The sequence below is a fragment of the Desulfovibrio sp. 7SRBS1 genome, assembly GCF_049723905.1.
Lineage (GTDB): Bacteria > Desulfobacterota > Desulfovibrionia > Desulfovibrionales > Desulfovibrionaceae.
This window is the reverse complement of the sequence record NZ_JBJKFD010000001.1, coordinates 4403946-4416751: the sequence shown is the minus strand read 5'-3', so window position 1 is coordinate 4416751 and position 12806 is coordinate 4403946. Positions and strand designations below refer to the sequence as shown.

General features: G+C 56.9%; 10 protein-coding genes. 7 read left to right on the top strand and 3 right to left on the bottom strand.

Features of this window, described 5'->3' with window-relative positions; genetic code table 11:
• The first annotated feature begins 200 nt into the window (after positions 1-200).
• The 6 genes from cbiR to ACI0FJ_RS19455 all read left to right on the top strand — a co-directional run bounded on the left by cbiR (position 201) and on the right by ACI0FJ_RS19455 (position 8995).
• On the top strand, positions 201-1022 hold the full coding sequence (gene cbiR / locus ACI0FJ_RS19480; protein WP_424306217.1) for a cobamide remodeling phosphodiesterase CbiR: 822 nt from the start codon (positions 201-203) through the stop codon (positions 1020-1022).
• Positions 1019-1567: a bifunctional adenosylcobinamide kinase/adenosylcobinamide-phosphate guanylyltransferase gene (locus ACI0FJ_RS19475; RefSeq protein WP_424306215.1), complete on the top strand. Its 549-nt coding sequence runs from the start codon at positions 1019-1021 to the stop codon at positions 1565-1567. The genes cbiR and ACI0FJ_RS19475 overlap by 4 nt, the downstream gene beginning before the upstream one ends.
• Before the next feature lie 61 nt (positions 1568-1628).
• A complete protein-coding gene (locus ACI0FJ_RS19470; protein ID WP_424306213.1) occupies positions 1629-2672 on the top strand; it encodes a DHH family phosphoesterase in 1044 nt (347 codons plus the stop codon).
• 3 nt (positions 2673-2675) lie between these two features.
• The gene (gene polA / locus ACI0FJ_RS19465; RefSeq protein ID WP_424306211.1) at positions 2676-5291 is read left to right on the top strand and encodes a DNA polymerase I; all 2616 of its coding nucleotides are present in this window, start codon (positions 2676-2678) and stop codon (positions 5289-5291) included.
• A gap of 279 nt (positions 5292-5570) precedes the next feature.
• Positions 5571-6449 carry a sulfite exporter TauE/SafE family protein gene (locus ACI0FJ_RS19460; protein ID WP_424306210.1) on the top strand — a complete coding sequence of 293 codons (879 nt, stop codon included), beginning with the start codon at positions 5571-5573 and terminating at the stop codon, positions 6447-6449.
• A 110-nt stretch (positions 6450-6559) separates the two neighbouring features.
• Positions 6560-8995, top strand: a complete 2436-nt coding sequence (locus ACI0FJ_RS19455) for a PAS domain S-box protein (RefSeq protein WP_424306208.1) — start codon at positions 6560-6562, stop codon at positions 8993-8995.
• A gap of 6 nt (positions 8996-9001) precedes the next feature.
• Here ACI0FJ_RS19455 and ACI0FJ_RS19450 read toward each other — a convergent pair whose 3' ends face one another.
• From ACI0FJ_RS19450 to ACI0FJ_RS19440, 3 genes are all read right to left on the bottom strand, one after another.
• Complete coding sequence (locus tag ACI0FJ_RS19450; RefSeq protein ID WP_424306206.1) at positions 9002-10636, bottom strand: two-component system sensor histidine kinase NtrB; 1635 nt, start codon at positions 10634-10636, stop codon at positions 9002-9004.
• 50 nt (positions 10637-10686) lie between these two features.
• The gene (locus ACI0FJ_RS19445; protein ID WP_424306205.1) at positions 10687-11505 is read right to left on the bottom strand and encodes a DUF4405 domain-containing protein; all 819 of its coding nucleotides are present in this window, start codon (positions 11503-11505) and stop codon (positions 10687-10689) included.
• Between the two features lie 225 nt (positions 11506-11730).
• Complete coding sequence (locus ACI0FJ_RS19440) at positions 11731-12291, bottom strand: periplasmic heavy metal sensor (RefSeq protein ID WP_424306203.1); 561 nt, start codon at positions 12289-12291, stop codon at positions 11731-11733.
• A 281-nt stretch (positions 12292-12572) separates the two neighbouring features.
• Between ACI0FJ_RS19440 and ACI0FJ_RS19435 the strand changes: the two genes are divergently transcribed.
• On the top strand, positions 12573-12794 hold the full coding sequence (locus ACI0FJ_RS19435; RefSeq protein WP_424306201.1) for a NifU family protein: 222 nt from the start codon (positions 12573-12575) through the stop codon (positions 12792-12794).
• Positions 12795-12806: the final 12 nt, after the last annotated feature.

Here is a 12806-nt window from a genome sequence, read left to right as displayed (position 1 = left end):
CCTCCTCGCCGCCTTGCGGCAGCGTATTCCGGCAAAGTGATCATGTTTTTTCAGATGCAAATTACATTCCTAAAAAAACCTTTTCCCCGCCGAAGTGCATCCGTCCGAAACGCCGGGACTTTTCTGTCCTCACTCCGAACGTCTGTATCTTCTTTATCGGTAGGAATGAAAAAATATTGACGCCTTATTTCAAGGAAATCATGTCAGGTCAAAAAAACATCAGCAACACCGTGCCGCCCGGCTCTTCCACAAATTTTTCTTCCGGCCTGTCCGCCAATTTTTCTGGCAGTCTGCCGTGGCCGCTGGCCGTGCCTTCGTTCGTCTTCCCGGACACGGTGGCCGGGAATTGCCGCCAACTGGTCGGAAAGTACCCGGAAATTGCCCTCACTTTTTTTGAAGGCCGGGCCTGTCTGGACTATACCGAAGACGATCTGCCCCCCTCTTTGGCGGACCTTCCCCTGCGCTACCACGTGCACATGCCGCTCGATCTACCATGGAACGAGGGGAAAGCAGCGGTTTCGCACATTGTCCGCGGGCTGGTGCGCAGGGCTGCGTTCCTTTCGCCCAGCGCCTATGTGGTGCACGCCATAGAAGACGTAGGCGCCCTGGACCTTCTGGCCGAATGCTTTGCAGCCGAAGGCGTGGCCATGGACAAGGTTCTCCTGGAAAACATCGGCGAATTCGATCCGGCAAAATTCGCCACACACATTTCCCGGCTCGGCTTCTCGGTTTGTCTGGACCTCGGCCATATGCTGGCGTACGGGCAGGAAGGACTTGTGGACAACACCGCCATTGCCCAGCGCACCCGCATGCTGCACCTCAACGCACCGGACAGAATCAACGGCACAGACCGCCACCATGCACTGAACACTTTGGACACGACCGGGCAGGAACTCCTCCGCCGTCTGCTAGGCATCATCCGACCGGGGGAAACCGTGGTGCTGGAGCTGTTCAGCCCGGACAAACTGAATGCATCCCTTGCCGAACTGAACAGGCTTTGCCGCAACTGGGGGTACATATGATCATTTTCATTACAGGCGGGCAGGCTTCCGGAAAATCCGACTTTGCCCTGGACATACTGTACCGGAATGGTGGAAAGCAGCTCTTCATTGCCACGGGACGGGCCGAAGACGAGTCCTTTCGCAGGCAGATACGCCTGCACCGGGACGCACGCCCGGCGGAAATCCCCGTCATAGAGACGGGAACCGACCTGGCCGACAGCCTGCGCCGGGCACTGAGCATGGGAACCGACATTCTTTTGGACAGCCTGGATTTCTGGTATTTTCTGGCCATGCAGGAAAATCAGCTGAACAAACGCACTACCGACCTGCTGGCCGCACTCGACGAAGTGGGAGACAAGAACCTCATCATCGTCAGCTCTGAAACCGGATTGGGACCGGTGGCCGCGGATTCCACAACCCGCGCCTTTACCCGCGGACTGGGCAGACTGAACGCAAAAATTGCAGCCAAGGCAGATTCTTCCTGGCTCGTGGTGGCAGGACGCGGTATACAATTGGAAGGTGCTGTGGAAGGACCGGATGTCCGGGACCGGAAGGGGAACAGCTGACAGCTAACACTATTTTTCAGCGTAACAAACTGAATTTATAGAAGCATGCAGGACACAAGGCATGTCGTATTTCAGAAAACTCGATGATGAAATGGCCCAGCTTTTCAGCAAGCTGGACAAATCCCAATCCTGGCTGGTGATGATCAATGCCGACCCGGACGCCCTGGCTTCCGCCATTGCGTTGCGCCGCATCATACGCCGCCGGGTTGCCCATGTGGACATAGTGCGCATCAACGACATCTTCAGGCCCGACAATCTGGCCATGATCCATTACCTGCGCATAAAAAACAGAAAATACCGGGACCGGCTGGCCGAACGCTACAACAAGTACGCCATAGTGGATTCCCAACCGCACCACGACCCGATCTTTTCCCGTTTCGACTTCTCCATCATTGTGGACCACCACCCGGAAAAGCCCCTGCCTGAAGACAGGCCAAAACCCGACTTCATGGAAATCCGCCCGGAATACGGAGCATGTTCCACCCTGTTTGTGGAATACCTCTACAGCTTGAAGATAAAACCTTCACGGCAGCTTGCCACGGCCCTTTTTTACGGCATCAAGTCCGATACCATGAGCTTTGAACGGGACTTCTGCGATGCGGACATCAAGGCCTTCCGCTATCTGAGCAAATTCGCGGACCAAAACATCATCCGCAAGATCGTCCGCAACGAATTTCCCCTGGCCTGGACCAAATATTACAAGCAGGCCTTCGATTCCATCACCCAGATCAACGGTGGTGCCTTCATCTGGATGGACAAGGTGGAAAGCCCGGACGTGCTGGTCATTCTGGCCGACTTTTTCATGCGTGTGCAGGAAATAAGCTGGTGCGTGGTTTCAGGCCGCTCCGGACGCAAGGTGGTCTCCATCTTCCGGGGCGACGGCATCCGCCGCGACGTGGGCAAATTGGCTGCCAACTGCCTGGGCCATCTGGGCGGAGCCGGAGGGCACCGCACTGCCGCACGTTCCGAAATAGAAATAAAGAAATTTCAGGGCAAAACACCGCGTGACATCATCATGGAACGGCTCTGCGACCGCGCCCTGCGCTCCTGCTCCACAGGGAACACTGCCAACGCCAACAACCCAAACAACACGAATCAGGAATAATACATGTCTCTTTCCGAACGTCTTGAACTGTCCACGCCGCCGCTCTACCTCATCGACGGGTCCGCCTTCATCTACCGCGGTTTTTACGCCTTCCGCGACATGAGCACGGCCGACGGCATGCCCACCAACGCGCTGTATTTCATCCTGCGCCTCATGCTCCGTATTCTGCGGGAAGAAACGCCCCAACGCATGGCCTTTGTTCTGGACGGACCGGGCAAGAATTTTCGGCATGAACTCTTTCCGGAGTACAAGGCCCAGCGTGATGCCACGCCCGAAGATCTGGTGCGCCAGCTGGACCCCATCAAGCAGGCCGTGCAGCTGCTCGGCATTCCCCTGCACGTGGCCGAAGGCTGTGAAGCGGACGACTGCATTGCCTCCCTGGCAGCACGCTACGAATCGGAACGCCCGGTCATCATCATCGGCGCGGACAAAGACCTCAAGCAGTGCCTTACCGGCAATGTCTGGATGTGGGACCCGTCCGGTAAAAAGGAAAAACTGACGGGACTTGCCGAATTCCGCGAAGAAACAGGCCTGGCCCCTGCATCCTGGCCCGATTTCCAGGCCCTTATCGGCGATTCCAGCGACAATATTCCCGGCCTGCCCGGAGTCGGCCCCAAGACCGCCCAGAAAATCATGGCCGACTACGCCACCCTGGAAGAAATTTTCGACCATCTGCCCGCCATCGAGCCCAAGTTTCGCAAAAAACTGGAAGGGAAACGCGAAGACGCCGAGACCTACCGCCAGCTGACCCGTCTGGACACCCAACGCTGTCTGGAACTGGACGACGACGCGTTGACTCCGGCCAGCCCCGACCTGAACGGGCTGCGCGCGTTTTTTGAGGAGTATGAATTCCGCAGCATGCTGCGCGACCTGCCACGTCCGGCTCCCCGGACCGTGGTTTCGGGCACGGAACAGAACAGCCTCTTCCCACTTTCTGAAAACGCACCCAAGGCCAAGCCCCTGAACATCCACAAAGCTGCATCCGCCGACGGCCTGCCCGCCCCGGACGGTTTACGTGTGGGCCTTGTCCCAAACGAGGACAAGCTTCCTTCGGGCGAAATCGGCTTTCAGATTGGTGTACAGGGTGAGGAATGGGCCGTGGCCTGCCCTGTTGCCGACCTCGTATCCTGGCTTGCCAAGGCCGAACGCGTGGCCGTGCCTTCCCTCAAGGAATTGTACCGGGCCGATGCAACCTGGCGCGACCTGCCCCTGGAAAAATTCTTCGACCTTTCCCTGGCCGCCTATCTCCTGAACCCGGAGGAGCGGGGATATTCCTTTGAACAGGTCTGCCGCCTGTTCGAGCACGATCCGGAAACCGATCCGGTACATCCCGATTCCCAAGGGCTGAAAGCCGCGGTTGTGGCCGACGCCCTGGAGAAAAAAATCCATGTAGCCGAGATGACCGAGCTGATGGCCGGTCTGGAAATGCCGCTCATCCCCGTGCTGGCAGACATGGAAAACGCCGGGCTGGCAATCGATCTGGAAGCCTTTGCTGAATTTCTCAAAGACGTACAGGAACAGATAGACGTCCATTCCGGCCGCATCATCGAACTGGCCGGCGAGGAGTTCAACATCCGCTCCAGCCAGCAGATGGCCGAGGTGCTTTTCAACAAGCTGGGGCTGAAGGCCAAGGGCAAGACGCCGGGCGGAGTGCCGTCCACGTCCAGCACCGTGCTGGAAAAGCTGCACGACGACCACGAAATCATCCCGGAAATTCTGGAATTCCGCATGCTGGAAAAACTGCGCTCCACCTACCTGGCACCGCTGCCCCGCATGGTGGATGCAAACGGACGGTTGCACACCACGTTCAACAACCTGGCAACCGCCACGGGACGTCTTTCCAGCTCCGGCCCAAACCTTCAGAACATCCCCATCCGGGGACGCATGGGCAAACGCATGCGCGCCTGCTTTACAGCCGGGCCGGGCAACCTGCTGGCCGCGGCAGACTATTCGCAGATCGAGCTGCGTCTGCTGGCCCATCTTTCCGGCGACCCCGGCCTTGTTGACGCCTTTCTGCACGGCAAGGACATTCATAGCCGCACGGCCGGGTTGCTGTTCGGCAAGGAAACTGCCGAGGTTTCCCCCGACGAACGGCGCAATGCCAAGACCATCAACTTCGGTCTGCTCTACGGCATGGGGCCGCAGCGCCTGGCCCGGGAACTCAAGATTACCATGGTTCAGGCCAAGGACTTCATTGCCCGGTATTTCGAACGCATGCCCAGGGTCCGCGAATTTTACGACGCCATAGAAAAGGAAGCCAAAGAAAAAGGTTCGGTAACCACCATCATGGGCCGCCGCAGGCTGCTGCCGGACATCAACTCGCGCAACAACAACCTGCAGAGCCAGGCCAGACGCCAGGCCATCAACACGCGGGTTCAGGGCAGCGCTGCGGACATCATCAAAAAAGCTATGATAGACGCGGCAAAAGACGAGCAACTGCGCGAACTGAACGCCGTGCTCGTTTTGCAGGTACACGACGAACTTCTCGTTGAAACTCCCGAAGCCACGGCACAGCAGGCGGGTGAAAGGCTGCAGGAGATCATGTCGTCCGTTGCCGACCTTTCCGTACCGCTGACCGTGGACATGGGCGTGGGTAAAAACTGGGCTCAGGCGCACTAAAAAAGCAGTTCCCGGCAGTCTTTCAATTCTCCGGCAAGGTACATGCCGGTTCAATTCGCAAGCTGCTTAAAAGAGTGAAAAAATCAAGGCCGACGCATGGTTACTCTGCGTCGGCCTTGTCTTTTTTAAAAGAAATGACCTTATATTTTTTTTCGAAAGCTATATAATTCTCCTTTACGGCAAAGACGAACGGCTGATAAAAATGAGCCACGGAACCAGACTCTGTTAGTATGATTTCATACCCGACGACCGAAACAAACGGGAAGACCGGGGGGACATATGTACTTTCCCACGGCTGGCATTGAAACGAATCCGCTTCTTCCGCCTCTGGTCAGTTTTGTCATTTCGTTCTTCACTTCCATGGGCGGGGTGTCCGGAGCCTTTATGCTGCTCCCCTTTCAGATGACCATTCTGGGCTACGCCAGCCCATCGGTCAGCGCCACCAACCACCTGTACAACATCGTTGCCATCCCCGGCGGGGTTTACCGCTATATCCGCGAGGGACGCATGGTCTGGCCCCTGGCCTGGGCCGTTGTTCTGGGCACATTGCCGGGCGTGCTGGTCGGAGCCGTCATCCGCGTGCGGTACCTTCCGGACCCACGTCATTTCAAGCTCTTTGTCGCGTTTGTCCTGCTCTACATAGGGCTGCGCATGGGCCGCAACATCCTGCTGGACAAACGCAGGCCGCAGCCCGCCAGCGCCGGAACCGTCACCCCGATTGCCTTTACCACGTCGGTCATCGCCTACGGTTTCGCAGGCAGGGAGTACCGAACCTCCACACGCGCCGTGTTCATCATGAGCCTTGTGGTCGGGGTCGTCGGAGGAATCTACGGCATCGGCGGCGGGTCCATTATCGCCCCGTTCTTTGTGGCATTTCTGGGACTACCCGTGCACACCGTGGCAGGCGCCGCGCTGCTGGGCACCTTTGTTACCTCCATTGCCGGAGTTGTCTTTTTTCAGGGAATCGCTCCCCTGTATCCGCACATGGCTGTTGCGCCGGACTGGCTGCTGGGCATTCTTTTCGGCCTGGGAGGACTGGCGGGGACGTATTTGGGAGCACGCATGCAAAAGCACGTGCGTCCCAATGTCATCAAGACGATGCTTGTACTTTGTATTTTGATCGTTGCCATCCGCTACCTGGCGGCATTCGTGGTATAAATCTTATTTCGCAATTTCACTGTTCAATTTTCAAATGATCATTCCTTGAACATGTGTTAACTTTGGGGCAACAGAGCTTTATCCATTCTCTTTCTTGATAAAGGGGCGCCATGGTCTCAGATTCGGAAAAGTCGAAAAAACAACTCCTGCAGGAGTTGGAAGAAGCCCGCCGTCGGATCAACATGCTGGAGAACAGCATTTCAGCCCCTGGAAATCCATTCCAGCCGGGTGATGCAATGCTTTTGCACATGATTGACTCCCTGCCCACGCCGGTCTTCTACAAAGGGCTGGACGACAAATACTTCTGTTGCAACCAGGCGTTCGCCGACCTTCTCGGCCTTTCACGGGAAGAGTTCGTCGGCCGTACAGCCGACGAACTCTTCCCCCCAAAGATAGCCCAAAAATATCGGAGCATGGACCAGGCCCTGTATGCCGAGGGCGGCGTACAGATTTACACCGGCGAGATACCGCACAAAAGCGGCGAAAAAGTCCAATATCTGATCAGCAAGACCCTGCTTTATGATGTGTATGGAAATGTCTGCGGCATTAGCGGGCTGGCCCAGGATATCAGCGGGCAGATAAATGCCGAAAGCAACCTGGCTCAAAGCGAAAAAAAATACCGCCAGCTTTTCGAAAAAGCTCCGGTCGGCATCTTCCAGACCACTCTTGATGGCCGCATCTACTCCATAAACCAGGAAATGGCCCGCATGGCCGGGTTTGCCTCTCCCGAAGAGACCAGGCAAAAAATCAAAAGTGTGGGAGGACAATTTTTCGTCTACCCGCAAGAGCGGGAAGTATTCCTGGAGAGACTGCAAAAAGAAGGCTCCGTAACCAACTTCGAATATGAAGCCCGAAGACCCGATGGAAAGCGTATCTGGATTTCCATGAATGCGGTCCTGGAACCGGAAAAAGAAGAAACTCCGGCCCTTATCTGCGGTTTTTCCAAGGATATCACCGAGAACAAGCAAGCCATTCTCGCCCTCCAGGAAAGCGAGGATCGGTACAAGCAGCTTTCCGACGCCACTTTCGAGGCAATATTTCTTTCCAGAAACGGTATCTGCACAGGGCTGAACAAAACCGCCGAGCGCATGTTCGGGTATACGCTGGAAGAAGCCATCGGCAGGCCCGGCACCGACTGGGTGCATCCGGACTGGCACGACAAGATCAATGAACACATCATGTCCACAAACGAGGAAACATACGAAATCGTGGCCATGCGCAAGGACGGAACAACCTTTCCCTGCGAAGTCCAGGGGCGCCTCACCTACAAGGACGGAGCCCCCCTGCGCCTTTCGGCCTTGCGGGACATCACCGAACGCAAACAGGTTATCGACGCTCTGAAAACCGCCAGAGAGCAGGCCGAATCCGCCAATCAGGCCAAAAGCCTTTTTCTGGCCAACATGAGCCACGAAATACGCACCCCCCTCAACGGCATCATGGGTATGCTCCAGCTTTTGCAGATAACGAAACTGGACCAGGAGCAGGCGGAATATGCCAAAACCGGCATCAGCTCGTGCGAACGGCTGGTTCGGCTGGTGGGGGATATTCTCGATCTTTCCAAGGTGGAGGCGGGACGGCTGGAAATACGCCACGAACCGTTCGACCTGGGCGACACCCTGCGGGCCGTGCAGCAGCTTTTTCTTCCTGCGGCACAACAGGCAGGGCTGGCCCTGCAGATAGTGCAGGACACAGCCATCCCCCAACAGCTCATCGGCGACAACGCGCGCCTGCAGCAGGTGCTCAACAATCTGGTGGGCAACGCCCTCAAATTCACGGAAAAAGGAAAGGTCGTGGTTTCAGCCTCGCTGGTGGGAGAAAAGGACCAAGACATCTTTCAGGTTCTTTTTTCCGTGGAAGATACCGGCATCGGCATACCCGACGACAAACTGGAGGGTCTGTTTGCGGCCTTCACCCAGGTAGAGAACGACTACCAGCGCAAATACCAGGGGGCCGGACTGGGTCTGTCCATATCCCGGCACCTCGTCCGGCTGATGGGCGGCACCATATCCGTATCCAGTACCCTGAACCAGGGAACCACCTTTTTCTTCAGCCTGCCCCTGCAACGGCTGGACTCCGCCTTTGTACAAGCTCCCACACTCAACGGGGAGCTTCTCTGCCCCATATCGGCCCCGCGCACTCTGCGGATTCTGCTGGCCGAGGATGACAAGAGCACCCGATTTTTCATTGAAAAACTATTGGAAAAGGACGGTCACAAGGTCGTGGCCGTAAACAACGGCAAGATGGTCCTGGAAAAACTGCTGAAAAACGATTTTGATGTCGTGCTCATGGACATCCAGATGCCTTCCATGGACGGCGTGGCCGCCACGCGGGCAATCCTGACCGACCCGAAGTTTGCGGCAAAGGCCCATACGCCCATCATCGCGCTGACCGCCTACGCCATGGCGGAAGACCGGGACATGTTCATGGAGGCGGGTATGACCGACTACCTGGCCAAACCCGTATCCGCGGATGCTCTGGCTGCAATGCTCAAGCGGGTATGCGAAAAGACACGCACCACACCAGCCAAAAGATATTCACCCAAATAAAAAAATTCAGCCGAATAACAGCCGGACCGTGGTTCCCTCGCCTGGCACGCTGGCAATGTCCACGCGTCCCTGGTGGTCCCGCATGATGCTATCCACAATAGCCAGCCCCAGGCCGGTACCGTCCTTGCGGGTGGTGAAAAAAGGCTCCAAAGCACGCTGGGTTTCTTCATCGGACATGCCGGGGCCGTTGTCGCGCACGCCCACCCAGGGCACGCCGTCCTCATTGCCGGAGCAGATGACGACCTCGCCCTGACGCCCTTCTTCCGGCATGTTGCCAACCACGCCAAGGCTGTTGACCACCAGATTGATCAGGGCTTGCTTGAGCGCGTCCGAGTCGGCCTGCACTTCCTGGATGCCCAGCTCCAAGCCGAACTTCACGCCTGTTTCGGCAATATCAGGAGCCAGAGCAGAGGAGACCTCCCGGGCCATGGCTTCCAGATTCACGTTGCATGGCTCCAGCGGACGCGGTTTGGCAAGAAAAAGCATATTGGTGATGACCTTGTTCAAACGGTCGGCCTCGCGCACCATGGTTGCCGCATATTCCTCTTCCGGAGCCGTGCCCTTGAATTTTTTCATAAAAAACTGGGCAAAGCCGCGCAGGGAACTCAGCGGGTTCCTGATTTCATGGGCGGCACCGGCGGCCATGCGTCCCACTGCGGCCAGCTTTTCCGCGTTTACCAGCCGTTCCTCCATATGTTTGAACACCGTGCGGTCGCGCACCAGGATGAGACTGCCGGGAGTATCCGGGTCATCCAGCCTGCGCCGGAGAATTTCCAGCTTGCGGCCATGATGTTCGCATTGGGTCCAGCCGGTATCGGCATCGCCCTGCGTCATATCCAGCCCCAGAGTTGCCCAGGGACGCCCCACCAGCCCCGGCTCTTTCAAAATCCGCACGGCGCTCTGGTTGGCGGTACGGACAATGTCGTCCTCGTCCAGGGAAATAAGTCCGTCGGGCATGGCGTCCAAAAGGGTAAAGTGAACCTCTTCCAAGGATGCGAGTCTGCGCCCTTCTTCCCTGTGCCGCACATAGGTGGTGAGCAGAATCATGAGCAGGGCGGCCGCCCCGATGACAAAGCCCATCTGTATGAGGGCGCCCCGCCTGAACTTGTTGTACTGCACAAGATAGGGGTGCAGATCCAGGCCGATGAGGAAATAGACGTCTTTTTTGCCCGGTCCGCAGTCGTCGTCACGGCACATGCTGGAAAGCAGGGGATGCGCGCGCATACCGGAAATAAGCAATTCGCGCCCTTCCCAGCGCACCGGCGCGCTCCACTCGCCGAACTCGCGCAGTTGCCCCATGTCCCGCTCGCTCAGCCGCGGAACCTCGACCAGCCCGCCGGGCGAAGAATACAGCACCGTCCCTTTCGGCCCCACAACCGCCATGAACTGCACATTGCCGTCACGGGCTATTTCCTGAAACAACTCGTCGGAAGGCGGAGCCATGCGCCCGTGGCCGCCGCGTGCGTGGCCGCGCATGGGCCGCATGGAGCGCAGCAGGTTGGCCTGCATGCCGCGCATGATGACGCGCGAGGTCAGGGTCACATGCTCGTCCAGCAGGTTGCGCTGCCTGCGCAATCCGTCCCAGGTAAAAAACACCAGTCCGGCGCACAAAAGGGACAGGGCCAATGCGGCAAGAAGCATCGGCCCACTGTCGTTTCTTTCAGATCGTATCTGCATGGCGGTACGTATATTCAGTTCTTCTCGGCAAAAGCCTTGAGCAGTTGGTAGATATCCATGGGTTGGCGTCCGGCCTTGGCGGCAATCTGCTTGATGGTCATGTCTCCGGTTGCCGTTACATCCTGTGCGGCAAGGTAGTGTACGGCAGCCTGTTCATCAAGCCCGTACTGGCTGCACAAGGAGGAAAAGCTTAGTTTCCCCATACCTTCCGGCGGCATGGCGGGCATGGCGACCTTGCCGCCCGTTCCCTTTTTTATGATCTCGAAAATCTGCTGAGGCGATGCGTCGTTGCGTGCGGCGATATCGGCAAGCGTCTCTTCGCCCGTTGCGGTTATCCCCGCTTCCCAGAGAAGTGTCACCGCCTCCTGCTCGCTCACGCCCATGTAGCCTGCGAACTTTTTCAGTTTGGAAAGCTCGGCATGGCCGTAGGGCGGTGCGCCCAACGTTTGGATATGCCCTTCCTTGATGTGTTCGGAAAAATCCAAAATCTGCTGCATGGGAGGCAGGCCGAAGAACGTGCCCACGGCAAAATAGAGCGTAAGCACCAAGGCCGCTGTTGTAGGAACGGTAAGCACCACCAGGTCGCGGGCCTTGTTCTTCATATAGGCCATGATGGCCTTCCAGTTGTAGTACATGTGCAGCAGCCCTGCGACCAGAAACAAGAACCCCGTGGTGATGTGGAGAGCATCCCAGCTTCCCTTGGAAAGCCCCCAGAAGCGCCAGTCCGCCCAATACGCCACCCGACCATGAGGTTCGATATACAGGATGATGCTCGTAAGCAGGACAAAGACACCGGACAGAAAAAGCACCATGGATGTCGTTTTACGCAGCATGTTGCAACTCCGAGGTAAAACTTTTGCTACGGCCACCTGGAGGGTACATCAGCCTGTGAACAGCGGGCAATTCTTATTGTTGCAGCAGGGGAAAAAAGTGGCGGGCGGGACCGGGCAGTCCCGCCAGCCGGGGAGGAGGATGAAGTCGGGATGTATGGGTGTTATATATCCCTGGAGATTACTGTGTTACTCTGTTCGCTATATATTATCCGTGTGCCCGCACGGTTAGAATCTTCCGCAGCCGCCGCGTCCGTGGTAGCCGTGTCCGCCACGACCGCCGAAACCTTGGCCGGCCTGCATGCCGTTATAGTCGGGACCGGGGCAGTTGGTGTAGCCCATGCCACCGCCCATACCAGAGCCCATGCCGCCGCGCATACCGGGGCCACCGCCGGGGCAGTTGCCGAAATTGGGACCGAAGCCTCTGATGCCGACTTCCTTTTCAACTCTGTCACCGTACGTCTGACGCATATTGTGCAGCTTGATGTGCAGCTGATTGATGTCGTTCACCAACCCGCTGATGTACTTGGGGTCTGCATTGGGGTTGCTGGAAAGGGCATTGAGCTCGGTATTCTTGGCCCAGATGTCCTGACGCAGTGTGTAGGCTTTGTCCTGAAATTCCTTCATAATATTTGTGAAGGCCTTCTGCTTTTCAGGAGCAAGCTGGCTATAGATTGATCCGTTGCGTCCCCCTTGGCCGGGGCCATACGAGTTGGCCATGGCTGTGGCGGCTGCAAGCAGGACCACCAGGGCAGATGTCGCGAAGATGGTTGCATTTTTACGGGTCATGTTGGTCTCCTTTGTATTAAGGCCTGTCGCCATTTGCCTTGGGTATAGCAGGCACCGTGCCAAACTTTAATATCCTTTAAAAACAGGATTTTACAGAATTCAGTCTTTTTTCACCCCATACTTATGTGCAAGTAATTGCACTTCAAAGTGCAAAATGTGCAAAGAGTGCACATTTGAACTGCCATGTGCAATCCACCTTGCCTGCACTTGCCCTTTCCTCTTCGTTGACAGGCCACAGGGAAGCGGCTACCTCTCCCCTAAATGTTTGTATGGAGGGAATCATGCGCGAAAAAGTAGAAGCCGCACTGGATAAAATCCGTCCCGTACTTCAGGCTGACGGCGGCAATGTGGAACTGGTGGATATCACGGACAACGGCATCGTCCAGGTCCGCCTTCAGGGAGCCTGCCATGGCTGTCCCATGTCCCAGATTACTTTGAAAAACGGCGTAGAACGGGTCATCCTCAAAGAAGTCCCGGAAGTCAAAGGCGTGGAATCGGTCTAGCAGACTGAAAAG